Source organism: Subtercola lobariae, assembly GCF_014640255.1.
GTDB classification, from domain to species: domain Bacteria; phylum Actinomycetota; class Actinomycetes; order Actinomycetales; family Microbacteriaceae; genus Subtercola; species Subtercola lobariae.
On the sequence record NZ_BMGP01000001.1, the window covers coordinates 865688 to 886928 of the forward strand.

21 protein-coding genes are annotated in these 21241 nt (G+C 66.1%); 11 read left to right on the top strand and 10 right to left on the bottom strand.

All coding sequences use genetic code 11. The annotated features are described in order from the left end of the window. Nucleotides 1-5: 5 nt before the first annotated feature. Nucleotides 6-845 (top strand): coenzyme F420-0:L-glutamate ligase, encoded by an 840-nt coding sequence (locus tag IEX24_RS04070; protein ID WP_188674017.1) that lies wholly within the window; start codon nucleotides 6-8, stop codon nucleotides 843-845. Then, complete coding sequence (gene cofC, locus IEX24_RS04075) at nucleotides 842-1474, top strand: 2-phospho-L-lactate guanylyltransferase (RefSeq protein WP_188674019.1); 633 nt, start codon at nucleotides 842-844, stop codon at nucleotides 1472-1474. The genes IEX24_RS04070 and cofC overlap by 4 nt, the downstream gene beginning before the upstream one ends. Here cofC and IEX24_RS04080 read toward each other — a convergent pair. The 4 genes from IEX24_RS04080 to IEX24_RS04095 all read right to left on the bottom strand — a co-directional run bounded on the left by IEX24_RS04080 (nucleotide 1440) and on the right by IEX24_RS04095 (nucleotide 5918). Then, complete coding sequence (locus IEX24_RS04080) at nucleotides 1440-2228, bottom strand: amino acid deaminase (RefSeq protein WP_188674022.1); 789 nt, start codon at nucleotides 2226-2228, stop codon at nucleotides 1440-1442. The two genes, cofC and IEX24_RS04080, sit on opposite strands and share 35 nt — an antisense overlap. A gap of 17 nt (nucleotides 2229-2245) precedes the next feature. Next, nucleotides 2246-3253, bottom strand: coding sequence for a 2-phospho-L-lactate transferase (cofD, locus tag IEX24_RS04085; protein ID WP_188674025.1), 1008 nt, complete (start codon nucleotides 3251-3253; stop codon nucleotides 2246-2248). A gap of 132 nt (nucleotides 3254-3385) precedes the next feature. Then, nucleotides 3386-4306, bottom strand: a complete 921-nt coding sequence (locus tag IEX24_RS04090; RefSeq protein WP_188674028.1) for an LLM class flavin-dependent oxidoreductase — start codon at nucleotides 4304-4306, stop codon at nucleotides 3386-3388. Between the two features lie 184 nt (nucleotides 4307-4490). Further along, on the bottom strand, nucleotides 4491-5918 hold the full coding sequence (locus IEX24_RS04095; protein WP_188674030.1) for an aminotransferase-like domain-containing protein: 1428 nt from the start codon (nucleotides 5916-5918) through the stop codon (nucleotides 4491-4493). Between the two features lie 101 nt (nucleotides 5919-6019). Between IEX24_RS04095 and IEX24_RS04100 the strand changes: the two genes are divergently transcribed. From IEX24_RS04100 to IEX24_RS19450, 8 genes are all read left to right on the top strand, one after another. Further along, nucleotides 6020-6868, top strand: coding sequence for a nitrilase-related carbon-nitrogen hydrolase (locus IEX24_RS04100; RefSeq protein ID WP_188674033.1), 849 nt, complete (start codon nucleotides 6020-6022; stop codon nucleotides 6866-6868). Nucleotides 6869-6903: 35 nt separating this feature from the next. Next, nucleotides 6904-8343: a dihydropyrimidinase gene (gene hydA, locus IEX24_RS04105; protein WP_188674036.1), complete on the top strand. Its 1440-nt coding sequence runs from the start codon at nucleotides 6904-6906 to the stop codon at nucleotides 8341-8343. A 78-nt stretch (nucleotides 8344-8421) separates the two neighbouring features. Beyond that, a complete protein-coding gene (locus tag IEX24_RS04110; RefSeq protein WP_188674038.1) occupies nucleotides 8422-9438 on the top strand; it encodes a TIGR03842 family LLM class F420-dependent oxidoreductase in 1017 nt (338 codons plus the stop codon). Between the two features lie 49 nt (nucleotides 9439-9487). Next, nucleotides 9488-10828: an aspartate aminotransferase family protein gene (locus IEX24_RS04115; protein WP_229715066.1), complete on the top strand. Its 1341-nt coding sequence runs from the start codon at nucleotides 9488-9490 to the stop codon at nucleotides 10826-10828. Between the two features lie 48 nt (nucleotides 10829-10876). Further along, nucleotides 10877-11467, top strand: a complete 591-nt coding sequence (locus tag IEX24_RS04120) for a YceD family protein (protein ID WP_188674040.1) — start codon at nucleotides 10877-10879, stop codon at nucleotides 11465-11467. Between the two features lie 14 nt (nucleotides 11468-11481). Beyond that, the gene (gene rpmF / locus IEX24_RS04125; protein WP_188674043.1) at nucleotides 11482-11685 is read left to right on the top strand and encodes a 50S ribosomal protein L32; all 204 of its coding nucleotides are present in this window, start codon (nucleotides 11482-11484) and stop codon (nucleotides 11683-11685) included. A gap of 110 nt (nucleotides 11686-11795) precedes the next feature. Beyond that, entirely contained in the window at nucleotides 11796-12527 is a 732-nt protein-coding gene (rnc, locus tag IEX24_RS04130) for a ribonuclease III (protein WP_229715068.1), read from the top strand. A 200-nt stretch (nucleotides 12528-12727) separates the two neighbouring features. After that, a complete protein-coding gene (locus IEX24_RS19450; RefSeq protein WP_229715069.1) occupies nucleotides 12728-13864 on the top strand; it encodes an Fpg/Nei family DNA glycosylase in 1137 nt (378 codons plus the stop codon). A gap of 29 nt (nucleotides 13865-13893) precedes the next feature. Here IEX24_RS19450 and IEX24_RS04145 read toward each other — a convergent pair whose 3' ends face one another. From IEX24_RS04145 to IEX24_RS04165, 5 genes are all read right to left on the bottom strand, one after another. Then, nucleotides 13894-14985: an ABC transporter ATP-binding protein gene (locus IEX24_RS04145; RefSeq protein WP_188674340.1), complete on the bottom strand. Its 1092-nt coding sequence runs from the start codon at nucleotides 14983-14985 to the stop codon at nucleotides 13894-13896. Between the two features lie 35 nt (nucleotides 14986-15020). Next, on the bottom strand, nucleotides 15021-15917 hold the full coding sequence (locus tag IEX24_RS04150; protein ID WP_188674046.1) for an ABC transporter permease: 897 nt from the start codon (nucleotides 15915-15917) through the stop codon (nucleotides 15021-15023). Next, entirely contained in the window at nucleotides 15914-16843 is a 930-nt protein-coding gene (locus IEX24_RS04155) for an ABC transporter permease (protein WP_188674049.1), read from the bottom strand. Before IEX24_RS04155 ends, IEX24_RS04150 begins: the two co-directional genes overlap by 4 nt. Before the next feature lie 10 nt (nucleotides 16844-16853). Beyond that, nucleotides 16854-17993 carry an ABC transporter substrate-binding protein gene (locus tag IEX24_RS04160; RefSeq protein WP_229715070.1) on the bottom strand — a complete coding sequence of 380 codons (1140 nt, stop codon included), beginning with the start codon at nucleotides 17991-17993 and terminating at the stop codon, nucleotides 16854-16856. Nucleotides 17994-18143: 150 nt separating this feature from the next. Beyond that, nucleotides 18144-19409 carry a TIGR03364 family FAD-dependent oxidoreductase gene (locus IEX24_RS04165; RefSeq protein ID WP_268236222.1) on the bottom strand — a complete coding sequence of 422 codons (1266 nt, stop codon included), beginning with the start codon at nucleotides 19407-19409 and terminating at the stop codon, nucleotides 18144-18146. 149 nt (nucleotides 19410-19558) lie between these two features. Here IEX24_RS04165 and IEX24_RS04170 point away from each other — a divergent pair, with 149 nt between their 5' ends. Then, nucleotides 19559-20257 carry a phosphonatase-like hydrolase gene (locus tag IEX24_RS04170; protein ID WP_188674056.1) on the top strand — a complete coding sequence of 233 codons (699 nt, stop codon included), beginning with the start codon at nucleotides 19559-19561 and terminating at the stop codon, nucleotides 20255-20257. 142 nt (nucleotides 20258-20399) lie between these two features. Here IEX24_RS04170 and IEX24_RS04175 read toward each other — a convergent pair whose 3' ends face one another. After that, nucleotides 20400-21119 carry a YoaK family protein gene (locus IEX24_RS04175; protein WP_229715071.1) on the bottom strand — a complete coding sequence of 240 codons (720 nt, stop codon included), beginning with the start codon at nucleotides 21117-21119 and terminating at the stop codon, nucleotides 20400-20402. Nucleotides 21120-21241 lie beyond the last annotated feature (122 nt).

The window sequence follows — 21241 nt, forward strand, 5'->3', positions numbered from 1 at the left end:
GACGTATGTCTGACCTGCCCGAGTTCGAGGTTTCAGCGCGGCTCGCCGTGTATGCCGTTGAAGGAATACCCGAAATCGGGGCAGGCGATTCGCTCGGCGAACTCATCGGCGACGCGCTCCAGGCGAGCGGGCTCGCTGCTCGAGACGGCGACATTCTGGTCGTGACCAGCAAAATCGTTTCGAAGGCCGAGGGCAGGTCGTTGCGAGCGGATGATCGTGAAGCCGCCATCACGGCCGAAACCGTTCGCGTGGTGGCCAGCCGCGCGCACCCCGGCGGAGTCACCCGCATCGTCGAAAATCGGCAGGGCATCGTTCAGGCCGCGGCGGGAGTCGACGCCAGCAATACCGCCGCCGGAACAGTGCTGTTGCTTCCGATAGATCCCGACGCCTCGGCTCGCTCGCTCGCCGAAGACCTCCGCGCCCGTTTCGGTGTGCGTCTCGGCATTCTCATCTCCGACACGCTGGGGCGCGCCTGGCGAGAGGGTCAGACCGACGCCGCCATCGGTTCGGCGGGTGTGCTCGTGGTCGATGACCTGCGCGGCGGGGTGGATACGTTCGGTCAGCGGCTCGAGGTGACGCAGATCGCGGTGGCCGACGAAATTGCAGCCGCCGGCGATCTCGTGAAGGGGAAAGCGAGCGGGGTACCCGTCGCACTCGTGCGCGGTCTCGGCCGGTTCGTGGTGGAGTCGCTCGACACCCCGGCCCGGGCGCTCAACCGTACGGGGCCTACCGACATGTTCCGCCTCGGCACCGATGAGGCACTGGCCGAGGGCCGTGCGCGCGGCTACGCAGAAGGGTACGCGGCCGGCCTGGCCGCTGCTGCGCGTGCCGCGGCCGACTCATGACCGAATGGGTGGTCGTTCTTCCCGTCAAAGGGTCGACGGCATCGAAGACACGTCTCGCCGAATTTCCACTCAGCCCCGACGAGCGCCGGGCCCTGGCGCTCGCCTTCGCTCGAGACACCCTCAGCGCGATTCGATCGGCGACTGACGTCACTCACACAATCGTCGTCACCAGCGACGCCGAGGCGACAGAAGCGCTCGCGGCGCTCGGCGCCGAGATTGTGCCCGACCCGCTCGACGGTCTGAACGCGGCCATCACAGAAGGGCTGCGGTTCGCCCGGCGGCACTACCCCCAGGCGGCCTCAGCGGTGATGACGGCAGACCTCCCGACACTCGCCACGAGCGACGTCGACCGGATGCTCGGCCTCGCCGCCGGGCATCCGAAAACCTTCGTGGCCGACGCCGCAGGCACCGGAACCACCACCATCACGGCTCTACCCGGCATCGACGTGGCGCCCCTCTTCGGCCCACATTCGGCTGCGCGCCACGCCGCCGCCGGCCTCGCGTCGCTGCCGGTCGAGGCCGATTCGAGCGTGCGTCGCGACGTCGACACTCCCGCCGATCTGGAGCGGGCGCTGCGCGGCGGTGTGGGCGTTTTCACCGCCCGCGCGCTCGCAGGTTCGGGCGGCTGACGCGCCGCTCGGCCAGCGGAGACTTTGGCGCCAGCTCGTGTGCCGCTGCGTTGTACCGCAGCCGCGGTGGTTCGCTCGTGACGTCGGCGAGCCACTTCGCAGGCGTCGTCGCCACGGGAAACGCCGTGATGAGCTGGGTTCGCGGGCCCACTCTGATCGCGTAGACGACGGCACGGGCATCCGGTGCCGAAGTCGACTGCACGAGCAACGCCCGCGCGACCTCTTCGCGTTCTTCGCCGGCGAACTCGTCGACGACCGCGAGAATGGCCGTCTCGTCGTCGAGAACCTCGAGAAGTGCTCGCGAGACGAAACTCAGCAGACCGCCCGGCTGTTGGTCGGGTTTAGCGATGCGAGCCATGAACGAGCCCGCGGGCATCCCGAGCGCCGTTTCGAGTTCGGAACCCACCCACCTCTCACGCTTGAGGCCGAATGGCGTCTCGACCATCGAAAGGAGGTAGCCGTAAAGATGCAGCACCCCGGCGTTGCCGATCGGCCACGTCGCCTCGATGCCCGCGGCCTCATGCAAAGACGCGAACAGCGGCTCATCGATGACCGGAGCATCGATATTCTCATCGAGAACCGTCGACCACCCCCACAACGAAAACGCCCCAGCACCCCGATCGCGTTCGAGGCTCGCCAGCAGCTCAGGCACTTCGGCAGCGAGCACCCGGCCGATCGCGGCTCGAGCGTCTGCGGAGTTCGCACCCGCGCCCACTGCCCGCGACGCCTTCACCAGGCGGTCGACGAACGACATTCCGCTCACCGGGTGCGTCAGACCGTGAGGCCAGCGGCCTCTGCCAGAGCAGCCGCGGCGAGGGCAGCCGAGGTGTCGACGCTCGTCATCCAGAGCGGAACCGACGCCACACGCAGCCCCGCTGTCTCCAGTGCGGGGGCGAGCGCGGCATCACTCTCGTCGATCAGCCAGGCGTCGAGCAGACCACCAGCCGAACGCGCGCCATAATGGAGCCCCACGGCATCTGCGGCTGTCGGCACGCCGATCGCACTCAAGCACGCGTGTGCCATGCCCCTGATCGCCGCCCCCGAAATGATGGGCGACACACCGACAACGGGCGCCGCGGTCGATTGCAGGGCGGCACGGATGCCCGGCACCGTGACAATCGTGCCGATAGACACCACGGGGTTCGACGGCGCAAGAAGCACTACATCGGCGCCGATGATCGCGTCGAGCACCCCGGGCGCAGCGACCGCCGTTTCGAGACCGTGCTGCTCGAAGCGCAGCGCCGGCAGACTGGCGCGGTAGTGCACCCACCACTCTTCGAAGTGCATCGTTCGAGTGCCGTCGGGCTCAGTGTCGTCGGCGACAACGACATGGGTCTCCACCGGCTGATCGCTCATCGGCAGCAGCGTCACGCCGAGGTTCCAGCGGGCGGTGATCTGCGCGGTCGCTTCGCTGAGGGTGAGCCCTTCGCGCAGCAGGTGCGAGCGGGTGATGTGCGTACCGAGGTCAAGATCGCCGAGGGTGAACCACGGCCATCCCACCCCGTAGGCGGTCAGCTCGGCGCTGACCCGCTCAGACTCGCCCAGCCGGCCCCAGCCGCGCACCTCGTCGTTCGCCCCGCCGAGGGTGTACATGATGGAGTCGAGGTCGGGGCAGACTCGAAGCCCGGTGAGCCACAGGTCGTCGCCGGTATTCACGATCACGGTCACTTCGGCCGTGCTGCCACCGGCGCCGTCGGGAGCAACCTGCCTCAGATGCTCACGCAGCCCTCGCAGAAACTTCGCCCCGCCGACTCCGCCTGCCACAACCGTAATCTTCACCCCCCAATCCTCCCACCGGCTGAGCCCGCTCGCCGTCGGCTCGGCTCGGCTCCGACGAGCGCGGCGCGTGGCGGCCCGGTCGGGCCCGGCGCGCGTCAGCGCAGGGTGGGCAGCAGTTTGGCGCGGGTCAGCTCAGCGCAGCGCGGGCAGCAGCGCCGCGATCTCGGCGAGAGTGTCTTCGCTACCCGCGTAGATGCCGTCGGCGCGCGGCCAGTGGCTGATCACATCGGTGAATCCGAGAGTGGATGCCCGCCCTACGAGCTCCTCGAACGCCGACGCGCTCTCTACCGAGTACCGCCCGCCCGAGTCGAGCGACAGGTACCGGTCGATCGACTGCGGGTCACGCCCAGCGGCCTCGGCCGCCTGGTCGAGTCGGCCGCTCAGCTCGCCCACGGCACGCCACCAGTCTTCGCCGGTGGCGCCCTCCGGGCCGGTCGTCACCCAGCCCTCAGCCAAACGGCTGACGAGCGCGAGCCCCTTGGGTCCGTTTGCAGCGAGCACCAGCGGAACCCGCGGCGACTGGGCCGGCCGCCCGACCATGCGCGCCTCGTGGGCGGTGAACCAGGTGCCGGCGAAGTTGATGCCCCGGGGTGGGGGAGTGACGGCATCCACTTGCCCCGACGTGGCGGGCGCCTCGAACCGCAGCAGCTCGTCGAGCAGCTCAACGAATTCGGTGAACCGCTCGTGCCTCTCGCGCGGGCTCAGCGACTGCTGCCCGAGCACGAAGGCGTCGAAGCCGGTGCCGCCCGAACCGATTCCCAGCGTGAACCGGCCGCCCGAAACATCGTCGAGTGTGCCGATTTCTTTGGCAAACGGCACCGGATGCCTGAAGTTCGGCGACGAAACAAAGGTGCCGAGGCGAATTCGTTCAGTAACAATCGCGGCTGCCGTCAGCGTCGGAACAGTTGCGCCCCACGGCTCCTCGGCGAGACTGCGCCACGAGAGGTGGTCGTACGTCCACGCGTGGTCGAACCCCAGCTCTTCGGCCTCAATCCACTTGCGGCGGCCGAGAGCCCAGGAGTCTTGGGGCAGTATGACGATTCCGAAGCGCATGCCAGCAGTCTAGGCGCGCCCCTTCCGCCCCAATCGGGTCGTGCTTTTTGTGCGAGTGATGCCGCATCTCGCCGGCGCGCCCCCGCGAGCAGTGTCACGGTAGCCGGTCAGGCCCGCGCGGCCGCAGCCAGCAGCTCCGCCACCTCGTCGTAGTTGCTGCGCACGAGCCTGTCACGGTAGCCGGTCAGGCCCGCGCGGCCGCAGCCAGCAGCTCCGCCACCTCGTCGAAGTTGCTGCGCACGAGCCCCGCTGTGACCCGTATGGCCTGCGGATGCTCGCTCCCCGCCCGCCCGCCCGCCACCCTCAGAGCGCTGTCGCCACCCGCAACCCCGGCATGCGCCTGGAACGGTGCCCCCGCTGCAACTCGTAGGCCGCTCGCTGCCAGAGTCACGATCGCGGCCCGTTCGTCGGCCACGGGCATCCACAGGTTGATGCCGTCGGGCACCCAGATTCCGCTGCCGCTGGCCGCACCGCCCCCCGCGAACCCGCCGCCGAAACCACGCCGAGCGAGTGCCCCGGCGAGCGCGATCTGCCGCGAATGGTAGACCGCTCGCGCCTCGGCGATCTGCGCCACCGACGAAGGCGCGGTCAATAGTTCGTAGAGGATGATCTGCAGCATGCGCGAGGTCCAGCCGGGGCCGAGCATCCGTCGCGCCACGATCTGATCGATGAGGTTCGTCGGCCCAGCCAGTGCCCCGATGCGCAGGTCGGGCCCGTGTGATTTCGCGTAGCTTCGAATGTGCAGCGTACGGTGCGGCAACCACGAGCCGAGACTCGTCGCCCGAACCGTGCTGATCTCGCCGGAATGGTCGTCTTCGACGATCACCGGGTCGGTCAGATGCGAATGCGCACGAAGCACTCGCACCAGCTCACGCGCTCGCCCCTCGCTCATCGACGCGCCCGTGGGGTTGTGTGCGCGGGTCTGCAGCAGTATCGCGGCGGGGTTCGAACGCAGTGCGAATGCCAGGGCATCCGGCAGCATTCCGTGCTGATCGACAGGAACCGCAACCCGTTCGGCACCGAACTGATCGAGCAGGTCGAGAAACGGCGGAAACGACGGGTCTTCGACCACAACCCGGTCGCCATACCTCAGCACCACATCGAGCGAGCGCGACACGGCGTCAAGCGCCCCGTCGACAATCGTCAGCGATTCTGGTGGGTACGGCCAGGATGCCCGCAGGTGACTCTCGAGTTCAGGGAGCACCCTGCCAGCCAGGTAGCTCGAGGTATCGGCGCGCGACGGTACTCGGGCGAGCGCCGCCCCGAGGTCGGGCAGCAGCAGTGCATCGGGAGTGCCGGCCGAGAGGTCGAGGCGCGCCTCGACGTGGGAGCCGGCGAGTTCGGCGAAGTGGGCGGGCATCCAGGTGGTTCCGGCCTGCAGCACGAAGCTGCCGGCGCGCCCGCGCGAGACGATGAGACCTACGCTCGCCAGCGCCTGCCAGGCATTCGAGACCGTAGCGGGGCTGACGCCGAGCGTCGCGGCGAGATCACGCACCGTCGGCAGGCGTTCGCCCGACGCGATTTCGCCCGAGCGAATGAGGCGCGACACGGCGGCCGCTATCGCTTCAGGAGACTTCTTCTCCTCCACAGCCCCCGCGATGAGGTCGATCATGCACACCTCTTGACTTATTTACCCTCACGTCACAGGCTGAAACACGAGAGAAATGTTCACAACGAATAATAACAAAACCGGCCTTGAAAGGAATACGCACAATGACGGTTATTCGAGCGGCGATCACGCAGACCACCTGGACGGGCGATAAAGAGTCGATGCTCGACAAACACGAGCAGTTCGCTCGCGATGCGGCCGCCGATGGCGCGCAGATCATCTGCTTTCAAGAACTCTTCTACGGCCCGTACTTCGGCATCACTGAAGACAAGAAGTACTACCGCTATGCCGAGCCCGCCGACGGCCCCATCGTGCAACGCTTCGCCGCGCTCGCCAAAGAGCTGAACATCGTCATGATTCTGCCCATCTACGAAGAAGACATCACCGGCGTGTACTACAACACCGCGGTCATCGTCGAGGCCGACGGAACCATTCTCGGCAAGTACCGCAAGCACCACATTCCGAACCTCGACCGGTTCTGGGAGAAGTTCTACTTTCGCCCGGGCAACGGCGGTTACCCCGTGTTCAACACTTCGGTGGGCAAGGTCGGCCTCTACATCTGTTACGACCGCCATTTTCCCGAAGGGTGGCGCGAACTCGGCCTCAACGGCGCTCACATCGTCTTCAACCCGAACGCCACCAAGCCGGGTCTCTCGAACCGGCTCTGGGAGGTCGAGGGCCCGTGCGCCGCGGTCGCAAACGGCTACTTCGTGCTGCAGCCCAACCGGGTCGGCCGCGAAGACAACGAGTACGGCGAGCTCGCGGTCGACTTCTACGGCACCAGCCAGGTGATCGACCCGCGCGGCAACTTCGTGGGCGAGCGCGGTTCGGGTACCGACGAAGAGATACTGATTCGCGACCTCGACCTCGATATGGTGCAGCAGATGCGCGACGACTGGCAGTTCTACCGCGACCGCCGCCCCGACTCGTACACGGGCATCCCGCAGCCCTGACTTTCTGCAGCCGTTACCACTAAGGAGATCAATCGATGAAGACTCTCATCACCGGCGGAACCGTGGTGAACGCCACGGGTACGGCACAGGCCGACGTGCTGATCGACGGTGAGGCCATCGCCGCTGTTCTGGCGCCCGGTTCGCAGTTGCTCGGGTTCGATGTCGCGGGCAATGTCGACCGGGTCATCGACGCTCGCGGTAGATACGTCATTCCGGGCGGAATCGACGCACATACGCACATGGAGATGCCCTTCGGCGGCACGTTCGCCAGCGACACCTTCGAAACGGGCAGCCGCGCCGCGGCGTGGGGCGGCACGACGAGCATCGTCGACTTCGTCGTGCAATACGCGGGCGAAAACATTCTCGACCAGTACAACCTGTGGCACCAGAAGGCGGCCGGCAACTGTGCCGTCGACTACGGCTTTCACCAGATTCTGAGCGATGTGCAAGACAGTTCGCTGACAGCGATGGATGAACTGCTGACCGAGGGCGTGTCGAGTTTCAAACTCTTCATGGCCTACAAAGGCGTCTTCTTGAGCGACGACGGCCAGATCGTGAAGGCCATGCAGCGCGCCAGCGAGAATGGCAGCCTCATGATGATGCACGCCGAGAACGGCAGCGTCATCGACGTTCTCGTTCAGCAGTCGATCGCCCGAGGCGACACGACACCGTACTTTCACGGCACCACCAGGCCGTGGCAGGCCGAGGAAGAGGCGACTCACCGAGCGATCATGCTCGCGAACCTCACGGGGGCGCCGCTCTACATCGTGCACGTGAGCGCGAAGCAGGCGGTCGAGCAGATCGCGCTCGCCCGCGACAAGGGTCAGAACGTGTTCGCCGAGACCTGCCCGCAGTACCTCTACCTCTCGCTCGAAGAGCAGCTGGGCGCGACGAGCGAGCAGTGGGGCGACTTCGAGGGTGCCAAATGGGTCTGTTCGACGCCCTTGCGGTCACGTGCCGAGGGGCACCAGCACCACATGTGGCAGGGGCTCCGCACGAACGACCTGCAAGTCATCTCCACCGATCACTGCCCGTTCTGCATGAAGGGCCAGAAAGACATGGGAATCGGCGACTTCTCGAAGATTCCCAACGGCATCGGTTCGGTGGAGCACCGCATGGACCTGATCTACCAAGGTGTGGTGATGGGCGAGATCTCGCTTCCCCGCTGGGTGGAGCTCACGTCGACGACACCGGCCCGCATGTTCGGCATGTACGGCAAAAAGGGCGTGATTCAGCCCGGCGCTGACGGCGATGTGGTGATCTACGACCCCAACGGCCACACCTCTATCGGCATGGGCGAAGGCAAGAAGAACCATATGAATATGGACTACGCGGCGTGGGAAGGCTTCGAGATCGACGGTCACGTCGATACGGTCATTTCGCGGGGCAAGGTCATAGTCGACGACAACCAGTACCTCGGTACCAAGGGCGATGGTAAGTACTTCAAACGCGGCCTCAGCCAGTACCTCATCTGAGCCTATAGTCGCTCCGGTCCATGCCCGGCACGACGAATGAAACCTCGCCGCACATTCGCGAAACAGAAAGCGACAGCAATGCAATTCGGAGCAGTACTCCAGACCCACCCGCCAGCGGCACGCACTCTCGGTCTTGCCAAGCTCGCCGAACAGCACGGCTTCGAATACGTCTGGACCTTCGACTCACACCTGCTCTGGCAAGAGCCCTACGTCATCTACAGCCAGATCTTGAACGAGACCCACCGCATCAAGGTGGGGCCCATGGTCACGAACCCGGCGACGCGCGATTGGACGGTCACGGCATCCATTTTCGCCACCCTCAACGAGATGTACGGCAACCGCACCATCTGTGGCATCGGGCGCGGCGACTCGGCGGTTCGCGCGACCAACGGCGCCCCGACCACCCTGAAGACCCTGCGCGAGTCGATTCACGTCATTCGTGAGCTCGCCAACTCTCGCCCGGTCGAATACAACGGCGCCACGGTGCAATTCCCGTGGAGCCACGGCTCCGAACTCGAGGTCTGGGTCGCTGCCTATGGTCCCCTCGCGCTGAAACTGACCGGCGAAGTCGGCGACGGCTACATTCTGCAACTCGCCGACCTCGACATCGCCGAGTGGATGATCAAGACCGTACGAGATGCGGCCGAAAAAGTAGGCCGCGACCCCATGTCGATCAAGTTCTGCGTGGCCGCGCCCGCGTATGTGGGCGACGATATCGACCACATGCGCGATCAGAGCCGGTGGTTCGGCGCAATGGTGGGCAATCACGTGGCCGACATCGTGGCCAAGCACGGAGCGAACTCCTCGGTGCCGAAGGCGCTCACCGACTACATCGCGGCGCGCGAAGGCTACGACTACAACCAGCACGGGCTCGCGGGCAACACGCACGCCGAGTTTGTGCCCGACGAGATCGTCGACCGCTTCTGCCTGCTCGGTACGGCAGAGCAGCACATCGAAAAGCTGAAGGCTCTCAAAGACCTCGGTGTCGACCAATTCGCTGCCTACCTGCAGCACGACAACAAAGAAGAGACGATGCGCGTCTACGGCGAAACCGTGATTCCCGCGCTTCGCGACCACATCACGGCGACCGCCTGAGCCGCGCGCCGCCGCGCCAGACCTGCACCTGAACAGAAAGCACCACATCGTGAACCTCTCACCAGAAGACGGCGAACTCGCCTACGAACTCGACCGTGCCCACGTTTTTCACTCCTGGTCGGCGCAGGCCGCGCTGAAGCCCATGGTGATTGCGGGCGGCCTCGCGAGCACGGTCTGGGATTTCGACGGCAACAGCTACCTCGACTTCTCGAGCCAGCTCATCAACGTGAACATCGGCCACCAGCATCCGGCCGTCATCGCTGCGATTCAAACGCAAGCCGACATTCTGACCACTATCGCTCCGGCGGCCGCCAATCTGGCCCGCGGGCAGGCAGCCCAGCGCATCCTTGCCCGGGCCGGTGAGCAGTTCAGCAAGGTGTTCTTCACCAACGGCGGTGCAGACGCGAACGAGAACGCGATGCGGCTCGCGAGGCTGCACACCGGGCGCGACAAGGTGCTGTCGATGTACCGCTCGTACCATGGCAACACGGGCTCCGCCGTTGCTGCGACGGGCGACTGGCGTCGAGTGCCGAACGAATATGCGCGGTCGCACGTGCACTTCTTCGGTCCGTACGCTTACCGCTCCGAGTTTTGGGCGACCACGCCCGAAGAGGAGTCGAGCCGCGCGCTGCATCACCTCGAGCGAGTGATTCAGGCCGAGGGGTCGACATCGATCGCGGCGATTCTGATCGAGACCATTCCGGGCACCGCGGGCATCCTGGTGCCCCCGCCCGGCTATCTCGCGGGGGTGCGTGCTCTTGCCGACAAGTACGGCATCATCGTGATCTTCGACGAGGTGATGTGCGGGTTCGGGCGTGCGGGCGGCTGGTTCGCGTTTCAGGCTCTGGCCGAGGCCGAGGGCGGCGACGTTGTGGTGCCTGATCTGATCACCTTCGCTAAGGGCGTGAACTCGGGGTACGTGCCGGTGGGCGGGGTCATCATTCCGCCGTTCATCGCCGAGCAGTTCGACGAGCAGGTGTTTCCTGGCGGTTTGACTTACTCCGGGCATCCACTCGCCATGGCGTCGATCATCGGCGCCCAAGACGCCATGGCGAACGAGGGCATCGTCGACAACGCAGCCCGCATCGGCCGCGATGTACTCGGGCCAGGCCTGCGCGCACTCGCGGCGAAGCACGAGGTCATCGGCGAGGTGCGCGGTATCGGCGTGTTCTGGGCGCTCGATCTCGTGGCAGACCCTGTGACCCGCGAACCGCTGTCGCTGGCCGTGATCGGTGCTCTGAAGGCGAAACTGCTCTCGCTCGGGCTACTGCCCGTTTTCGCCGACAACCGGCTGCACGTCGTGCCGCCCTGCGTGGTCACCGACGAGGAATGCGCTCGCGCTCTCGCCATCTTCGACGAAGCGTTCGCGTCGATTGCGGTGCCGGCCTGAGCCATCACGGCGACACGGGCAGCGCACAGTAAACACCCGGTAAACTTGATGACCGTGAACAAATTCAGCAAAACTCCGTTCACGGTCAACGTCTGGGATCTGATGCATCAGCCCGGCGAGTTGCGCGAACGCGAACTCGACCTCGTTGTGCCGGAGAAAATGGGCGAAGGTCTCGTTGCCATCGAGGCAGGCAGTGTTCTCGAGGCAGATGTGCGCCTTGAGTCGCTGCATGACGGCATTCTGGTGACCGCTCAGGTCTCTGGTGCGGCCTTCGGAGTCTGCGGTCGCTGCCTCAAAGACATCAGTTTGCCCGTTCGAGTCGAGTTTGCGGAGCTTTTCGCGTATTCTCGTGACGAAGCTTTTGATTATGAGGTTGTGGGCGACCATGTCGACCTTGAACCTCTGATCAGGGATGCGGTGGTTCTCGCACTCCCGTTCCAACCGGTTTGCCGGCCAGATTGCCCAGGCCTCGACCCCGTCACGGGCGAGCGGCTCGAAGATCTGCCTAAGCGCGAACCGCAGGAGATCATTGATTCGCGCTGGTCTGCGCTTGCCGGCCTGCTCGAATCAGACGAAGAAGCCTCCACACCCACAGACCACGCGACCGACGGAGAAACTCCGCCTGGGTCGCCGAGATAGAGAAGAGTTAGCTCATGGCTGTACCGAAGCGAAAGATGTCGCGGGCCTCGACCCGCATGCGCCGCGCGCAGTGGAAGGCGACCGCCCCCACCCTGGTGAAGACCATCGAGAACGGCAAGACCACCTACAGCCTCCCGCACCGCGCGAAGGTTGTCGAAGACTCCGCCGGCACCGCGCTGTTCCTTGAGTACAAGGGCCGCAAAGTCGCAGACATTTAGAGCCAATTGTTCGCCCTTCGGGGCGATGCGAGCCAACTGGTTCGCCCTGCGGGTGACACCGAATGAATCTTCGCCCGCAGTGATTTCTCGCGCAATGGCCGCTGTTGTGAATGGTGCGTTCTGAGATGCCCGATAAGGCGGCTGCGTCTGACAAGGCGTTAGACAGAACGCACCTTTTGGCGACCCTCGAGGTGCAGATTCCGGATGATCTGCTGCACCTTGCGCTCACCCACCGCTCCTGGTCGTACGAGCACGGCGGCGTAGCCACGAACGAACGCCTCGAGTTTCTCGGCGATTCGATTCTCGGCCAGGCCGTCACCGTGATGCTCTACACCCGGTTTCCCGAGCTCAGCGAGGGGGAGCTGGCCAAGCGGCGCGCGAGCCTGGTGTCGACGGTGGCACTCGCAGGCATCGGCACGACCATCGGGCTGGGCGCGTACATCCACCTCGGCCGAGGCGAAGTGCTCACCGGGGGTCGCGAGAAGGCGTCGATTCTGGCCGACACCGTCGAGGCGCTCATCGGAGCGACCTATCTCGGCCTCGGCGGCGAAACGGCCACAGCCCTTGTGCTGCGACTCGTTGAACCGCTCATTGCGAACCCGAACACGTTCGGCGAGTCGATGGATCCGAAGACCACCCTGCAAGAACTCGCCGCTGCGGCCGGCGAGGGAGCCCCGCACTACGACGTCGCCGAAAGCGGCCCCGATCACCGCAAGACGTTCATCGCCACGGTTTCGATCGGCACCCTCGTTTCGGCCACCGGCGAAGGTTCGAGCAAGAAGCAGGCCGAGTCGCTGGCGGCCCGCAAGGCGCAGCAGCTACTCGCCGACCGCGATGCCTGACCTCCCGCGCTCCCGCCGCCGCCGGATTCGCCCGCGCTCTCGCTGCCGGACCCGCCCGCGCTCCCGCTGCCGGCGCGGCCCGCGCTCCCGGTCGGCCCATCGGCCAGATCTGAGCCTGTTACGACCAATTGAGCCGGGTGTACCGGCCTCATTTGGCCCCAGCGGGCTCACGAGTCCAGATTCGCTCAGGCGCGCCGCCCGTGCCTGAGCTACCTGAGGTCGAGGTCGTTCGCGGCGGCCTCGAGCCCGCAATCACGGGAGCCCTCATCACGGGCGTCGAGGTCTTCGATGTGCGCTCGTTGAAGCGCCACAACGCATTGGCCGGGTCGTTCGAGGCTCTGCTGACGGGCGAACGGATGCTCGCGGCCGTGCGTCGCGGAAAGTTTCTGTGGCTCCCACTGTCGTCGGGCCGCGCGCTCGTGATCCATCTCGGAATGAGTGGCCAAGTACTGCTGCGTTCCCCCGGTACCGCCGAAGACGGCCTCTTACGCATTCGCCTGAGCATCGAGCATCCGACGCTCGGAGAGTACTGGGTGAACTTCGTCGACCAGCGCATCTTCGGCTCGATGGCGGTCGACGTGCTGCTGCCCACCCCAGACGGCCGTGCCGGCGGCTTTTCGGGCCCCGGCCTCGAGGCGGGCTGGCCGCACGCCTCCGCCGCTCTTAGTGCCTCGGCGGCCGTCGCAACTCCGAATCCGCTCGCTCGCGCCACTCCGGCCCGGCCGCCAGCCCCGAGCCCGGCCGCCCCGAGCCCGGCCGCTCCGAGCCCGGCCGCCCCGAGCCCGGCCGCCTTGAGGCCGCCCGCCCCGAGCCCGCTCGCAGCGGCAGACCCGCCGCCAGAATGGCTCGCCGCCGTGCCGAGCCAGGTGGCGCACATCGCGCGTGACCCGCTCGACCCCGCCTTCGACGAGCGCTCGTTCTTCGCCGCCCTCAAGCGCAAGAACACCGGCATCAAACGCGCTCTGCTCGACCAGACCCTGGTGAGCGGAATCGGCAATATCTACGCCGACGAATCCCTTTGGGCGGCGAAGGTGCACTACGCCCAGCCCACGGCCTCGCTCAGTGCGGCCAAAGCGCGCCTGCTCCTCACCGAAGTGCGCTTCGTGCTCAGCAAGGCCCTCGCCGAGGGCGGCACCAGCTTCAGCGAAACCTACGTCAACGTCAACGGCGCCTCAGGCTACTTCTCCCACTCGCTGAACGCCTACGCACAGCAGGGCAAACCGTGCCCCCGCTGCGGCACGCTCATCGTGCGCGAAAGCTTCATGAATCGCTCCTCGCACTTCTGCCCGCACTGCCAGCGCCTGCGCCTACGCTCCGGAGTCAGCGCTTCGCGGTAGGCCGAGCTGGGCCGCGTCAGGCGCCGATGTTACTGCCGAGCATCCACCGCCACCGGAACACCGCGCAGCGCCACGAACACCCGCTCGCCCGATGCCGGCCGCAGCTGCACATCGTGCTGCACGAACAGCAGCTCGCCCGAGTCGAGCCGCACCTGCGTGCGACGGAGCGATCCGAGAAAGCTCGACGCCACGACCGTCGCCCCCAGCCCCGACGACGCGAACGACACGTCTTCGGGTCGAATGTACGCCGTGACCGCCCCCGAAGCGGGCCCGGTTCCGAGCAGCGGCAACGCCGCGTTCAGCACCCGCACTTCGTTGCCCACCAGCTCGGCGTCGATCGCGTTGCTCAACCCGATGAACGTGGCCACGAACGATGTGGCCGGCCGCGTGTAGAGGTCTTCGGGCGTACCGATCTGTTCGATATTGCCCTCGCGCATCACCGCCACCCGGTCGGCCACCGCCAGGGCCTCCTCCTGATCGTGCGTCACGAACAGCGTCGTGATGCCGAGCTCGGTTTGAATGCGCCGAATCTCGTCGCGCAGCTGCACGCGCACCTTCGCGTCGAGCGCCGAGAGCGGCTCATCGAGCAACAGCACCCGCGGCCGCGTCACCAGCGCCCGAGCGAGCGCGACCCGTTGCTGCTGCCCACCCGAAAGCTGATGGGCGTAACGGCCGCCGAAGGTACCCAGCCCCACCATGTCGAGAGCTTCGGATGCCCGGCGGCGCCTGCTCGCCGCATCCACTCGTCGCATGCGCAGCCCGAACTCGACGTTCTGCGTCACGGTCATGTGCGGAAACAGCGAGTACGCCTGAAACACCATTCCGATGTCGCGGCGGTTGACCGGAGTGTTGACCACATCGACTCCGTCGATCTCGATGTGCCCCTCCGACACGCTCTCCAGCCCCGAAAGCGCTCGCAGCACGGTGGTCTTGCCGCACCCAGAGGGCCCCAGCAGCGCCACGAACTCGCCCGGCGCCATCGACAGATTGACTCCGTTCAGCGCTCGCTGGCTGGAGTAGTACTTCACCACATTGCGAAGTTCGACGCCCGCGCCTTCGCCGGCCGGCCGAAGCGAACGGCCGAGGCCCGACTCGCGCCCGCCGGGCTGGCGCTTGCCCATCTGACGCGTGGTTGCGGTTCGTGCTGAGATGCTGCTCATGCGGCCCTCCGATTGCGGCCGAGGCTACCGAGCCGGCCGATGATGAGTAGAAGTATGAAGGCGAAAACGAGTGCAAAGACCGCGAAGATCACTGCAACGTACGGGTCGGTGTGTTGCACCAGAACCAGTGCCGTCTGAAACGTGTTCTGACTGAGAAACGAGGCGATCGTGTATTCGCCGAGCACCACCGCGATGGTGATGAAGCAGGCCGAGAGGATGCCCGGCCGCAGGTTCGGCAGAATGACCCGCCACAACACGTGACCCCAGTTCGCCCCAAGCGACCGCGCGGCCTCACTGAGCGTGACCACCTCGACCGCCGCCAGGTTCGCGGCGATGGGCCGAAACGCGTACGGCAGCACGATGATGCCCACCGCGAACGCGAGCGTCCAGGCGTTGCTGCCGAACAGGCGCGCCACCACCTGGTACACCGGAATGAAACCCACCACCAGCACGATCGACGGAATGGTGATGGGAATGATGCAGACGAATTCGAGCACCCCGCGAAGCTTCGGGTACTTCAGCTCGACCAGAATCATCGTCGGCAGCAGCAACACGAGAACAATCGCCACCGTGACGATGCAGATGCCGATCGAATTGGCGATGCCCTGAAAGAGCACGTCGTACGTTCCGGCCTCGCCCGCGGTGAAGATTGCGGCGTAGTGCTCGAACCCGTAGGCGCCGGTCTGGCCCTGGCGAAGTGAGAACTCGATCATCGCCAGAATCGGCACGATGAAGATCACCCCCGTGACGCCGAGGATGATCCAGCGTGTCAGTGCCGAGGGCGCTGCGGCGTAGCGAGGAGTCTTCTGCGGTCGACCAGCGCGAGTCGCCACGAGTCGAGGTACAACGTGCGGCGCCTGCGCCTCTCGCGCCTCCACCTCAGGCGCGCTCATCGTCGCCACCGTGATGCGCGTCGCTGCAGCGCCGAGTAGGCGGTCATCAAGATGATCATCACCACGACCATCCCGAGCGCCAGCACGCCGGCCACATTCGAAACGCCCACGATCGTCTCGCTGGTGAGCTGTTGCCTGATGGCGAGCGGAATGATGCCGCCCTGCGAAATGAGCGCGGCAGCTGTCGCGTACGACGAGAATGCGTTGGCGAACAGCAGTATGAGACTGCCGAAGAATGCTGGCGCGAGAAGAGGCATGCCGATTCGGCACCAGTAAGTCAGCCGGGTGCCGCCGAGCGTGGCATTCGCCTCGGCCCAGGTCGACTTCAGCCCCTCCATCGCGGGCATGAAGGTGAGCACCATCAGCGGTATCTGAAAGTACAGATACGGGATGACCAGACCAGGTATCTGGTAGAGCAACGGCCCGTTGCCGCCGAAGTTCGTGAAGATATTCGGGGTGATGCCGATGGAGACGAGCCACTTCGTCAGCACGCCCTGCACGCCGATCGTGGCGATGAAGGCGAAAGCGAGCATCACGCCTCCGAACTGCGCCAAGACGCTCGACGCCGAGTCGACGGTGGAACGGAGCATCCGTTCGGGCCGAGTGCCGAGCAGCGCGAAACAGATGACGGCTCCGAGAATGGCGCCGAGAACAGCCGTCAGGGCCGAGATCCAGAGTGAGGCGAAGAAGTTCTGCAGAATCGCGGGATTCGCATAGGCGGCGAAATTCGCGAACGTGAAGGCTCCGGAGCCATCGAAGAATCCGCTGGCGACAGCGAGCACGGCGGGTACGCCCAAGAAGAGAACGACATATGCCCCGAAGGGAATGAGCCCCAGCCAAGCCGCGACGCGGCGCCGAGGGGTGGTGACCTCGGCGCCGCGTACGGTTTCGGCCGGCGCAACGGGTGCGACGACGGTTGTTGTCATGAGGTGCGCATCAGCCGATGGCCGAAGCCCAGCCCGACTTGAGCAGCCCTGCCGCAGCGGTGGCCTGGTCGGCCGTGAGCTGCACGAAGTTCTGTGGGGGAGCACCGACGGTGGCGAGCACGGTCTTGTCAACGGTGTTACCCGACTGCATCGCGGTCAGCGTTGCCGGGTAGGCACCCGACGCGAGGTACAGGTTCTGCACCTCGGGGCTGTAAATGTACTCTTCCCAGAGCCGAGCAGCCGCGGGGTGCGGTGCGTCGACGCTGATGGCCTGGTTGTAGTAGCTGCCGAGTGCTGAGCCCGGCAGAACGACGGTCTTGTAGTCGGGGTTGCCCGAGGTGCCGCCGGCCGCGCCCCAGGCGAGGTTGTTGTAGCTCCACTGAATGACCACGGGGGTCTCACCCGACGCGACAGTGGCCTGGGTGGGCGTGACAGCGAGGAAGTTGCCGGCCTTCTTCAGCTGGGAGAAGAAGTCGATGCCGGGCTGAATGTTGTCAGCGCTGCCGCCGCTCTGCAATGCGGCGAGGTAGACCGCGCTCGCGGCCTCGTTGGCCTGCGTCGGGTCGCCCTTGATAGCGACCTTTCCGTTGTAGGCCGCTCCGAGCAGGTCTTTCATCGAGGTCGGCGGGGTGGTGATGACCTTCGAGTCGTAGCCGACTGACATCAGGCCGGTGTAGTCGTAGTACCACTTGCCGTCGGCGTCTTTGAAGTCAGCGGGGATATCGGCCCAGTTCGCCACCTTGTAGGGCGCAACCAGGTCGAGGTTCTGCTGCAGCACCGCGGTGCCGATGTCGAACACATCGGGGGCGGTCGACTGGCCCTGCTGAGCCTTCGCCGCAGCGACCTCGTCGGCGCTCGAGCCGTCGGGGTTCGCCGAGTTGATCTTGATGCCGGGGTACTTCGCCTCGAAGCCCGAAATGATCTTGCCGTAGTTCGCCCATGACGGCGGAAGGGTGATGACGTTCAGCTGGCCCTCGGCGTTTGCGGCCGCGACGAGCGCATCCATTCCGCCGAGGTCTGCCGCGCTGGTGGCGGTCTTCGCGCTGGTCTCGCCGGTGCTGGCGGGCGTCGACGACCCCGCGCAGGCGGTGAGTGCGAGCGCGGAGGCGGCCATGATGGCTGCCGCCGCGATGAGACGTTTGCTGTTCACTGAGTTGTCCTCCTGGATGACCGTGCGGCCGTTCGCGCTCTGCACGGCGAACGATTCGGATGCGCCGGGGTGCGATCACCTGATGCTCGCTTTCGCCGGTAACCGGCGAGGGCTGTAGCGGTTAACACGGGGCAAAGAGCGAGCGGCGACTCAGCCGAGCGACTCGAAGGTGCGTGCGGCGACCCCGAACGAAATGGTCATGCCGACGCCAGACGTAATCGATACCGCGGTGACGTTCGGCGCGACCTCGGTGACCACGTACGGCTGCCGTGCGCTCGACGCGTAGATTCCCTGCCAGCGTTCGACGACACGCACCTCCGGCACGCCGAGCACGTCGCCGATGTGCCGAAGCAGAACCTCGGTTGTCTGCTCAGCCATGAACGGCGCGGCGGTCGGGCCGTACGCGTGGCTGTCGCCGACGATGATGGTGCCGTCGGGCCGCTGGGTGAACATGACGTTCGCGCCGATGTCGACGAGCTCCGGATGCCCGGCCAACGCCGCAGCTCGCAGCGCGCCCGCGGCATCCGTGCTCGCGAAGGCGGGGTAACGGAGCATCGACGTTCCGGTGAGCACCGCAGGAGCGATACGTCTGCCGCCTGGCGCCTCGATGCGCGCCATCTGCAGCACGCATCGCTCGACGCCGAACGCCTCGGCCACCTCGGGGAAGAGGTAGTCGAGGTCGTGACCCACGCACACAATCGTTCGAGCGGCTCGAATGACGCCGCGAGAGGTGCGCTGCAGCTCGCCGCCCTCGGTTGCGCCGGTCGCGGCGGCGCTCGCTGCCGCTCCGCTACTCGTCGCCGCACCTTCGGTCGTGGCCGCCACGTTCGATAGCGCCGCGCTTTCGCCACCGAAATACGCCGTTCGCCACACGAACGTCACGCCGGGCTGTACCGCGAGCCACCCCGCCAGCGCGGCGACGGCCTGCCGCGGATCGACCCGCAGATCATCCCGCAGCACCGCCCCACCCAGAATCGGCGCAGTGTCACCGGTCGACTCGCCGTTCACGCCCAGAAGATTCACGTCGAGCAGATCGAGGGCTTCGGATGCCCGTACCAACCGCACCTCGCCCGCCTCTCGGCTCGCCGACAGCTCGTCGAGCACCGCGAGCTCTTCCGCACTTCGCGCCACCGCGAGAGCGCCCGATTGCACCGCGAAGAACCCCGCCTCGCCGCTGAAGTACAGCCACCGCTCGCGCGCCACGTGCGCCAACTCGAGCAACTCGCCCGTCTGCGCCGTGATGCAGCAGTGCCCGAAATTGCGCACCGAAGCCCCCACGGCGTGGCTGTCGCGGTCGATCACCACCACGCTGAGCCCGCGCCGGTGAGCCTCGGCGGCGTGCGCCAGGCCTACGATTCCTGCTCCGACAATAAGAACATCGCACTCGGCGATCACAGAAACATCAGTCACGATCACCGAGCGTGCGGGGGTGCGCCAGGTAAGTCAAGGCGATGTGGCAGGCCACGGGCATTCCGCCACACAGCATTCACACCCCGTTCAACTCACCCTGCTGCAATGGCCACACGCCGGCAGTCGGGCCGGCGGCGAAGAAAGGCTCCTGCATTGTGATTGAACTCGTCGCTTTCGACATGGCCGGAACCACCATCGACGACCACGGGCTGGTTTACGTGGCGCTCGCCGATTCGGTTACCGAAACAGGCGCGACCGTGGCCGACGACGACCTTCAGCAGTGGATGGGCACCGACAAGGTAACCGCCATCATCGCCTTGTTGCGTCTGGGCGGGGTGCACCCCGATGACGCTCTCGTGGTGCACACGTTCGCTCGTTTCAAGCTGCTTCTCGCCGAAGCGTACGAACGGCATGCTCCGGTGGCGTTGCCGGGCGTCGAGGAGGCCTTTCGTGAGCTGGCTTCGCGCGGAGTGTTCATCGCTCTGACGACCGGGTTCTCCGACGAGGTTGCGGGGCCTCTGCTCGATTCGCTCGGCTGGAGCGTCGGCGCTGGCCCCGCGCATCTGCTCGATGCCGTGGTGACCACCTCAGACGTGGTGCTCGGGCGGCCGGCTCCGTACCTGATCCATCACGCCATGGAGAAAACGGGGGTGACGGATGTTTCGGCGGTACTCGCGGTCGGCGATACCGCCGTCGATCTGCTCGCCGCGCACAATGCGGGGGTCGCGGGCATCGGTGTGCTCAGCGGGGGGCTGACGAGGTCGCAACTGAGCGTGCATCCACACGCCTACATTCTCGACAGTGCCGCCGAACTACTGAGCTTGCCCGAGCTGGCCGGCCGGGTTATGGCCTAGCGCCGCGAGCAAGGCGGCGCGAGTTGCCGCCACGAATCGACGTGCGGCGAGTCGACGTGCAGCGAATCGACGTGCAGCGAGTCGACGGGCAGCGAGTCGACGGGCAGCGAGTCGACGGGCAGCGAGTCGGCGTTCAGTGACGTCAGGCCACCGGCGCAGGCTCGTCAGCGGTGACCTCGCGGCGCGGGGTTGATGTGCCGACGTGCCCGAGTATCGCAACGGCGACCGTGATGAGTGCGGTCAGCGACACGCCCCAGCCGAGGCCGAGGCGCAGCAGTAGTGCGCCGACGCCGGCGCCGACTGCGATGAGTACGATGGCGGCGCCGCGCCGAAACCAGGGTTGGCCTTTGCCGCCGGCGAGACGTGAGTCGGCCGCGAACCCGGTGATGGTGGAGGTGACGACAACGGTGGTGACGTCTTTCACGCCGAGGTGGCGGGCGGTGCCGGCTTGCATGCCCATGCCGATGGCCAAGAACATCGTGACGATGTATTCCTGCGGCTGTGGGGGTGTGGCGCCGTAGATGATGAGGGTCACGGCGAGGGCGACCATGATCACGGCGACTGCGGTCAGTAGGCCGGTGCTTCTGACGGTCCAGCCGTCCTTGACTGGGCGGAGTACTCGGCCGGCGATGACGGCGCCGAGCATGAAGCTGAGCAGGGCGATGATCGGGCCGACGATGGGCAGACCGTCGGCGCCGGCCAGTGCCATGCCGAGGATGACGACGTTCCCGGTCATGTTGCCGGTGAAGACACGGTCAAGGCCGAGGTATCCGACGGCGTCGACGACACCGGTGGAGAAGGTCAGAGCGAGCATCAGCCCGAGGTGCAGGTTATCGGGATTACTGCGGAGTCGTCGAAGCACGAGTCGGGTCCTTGTCTGGGAGGGTGCGAGGCGGGTGCGGGGTCTGAGGCCGGGAGCGCGCAAGCCCGTTCGGCCGACGCGGTACTCTCGAATCGTCGACGACCGGTAGAACAGAAGGCAGA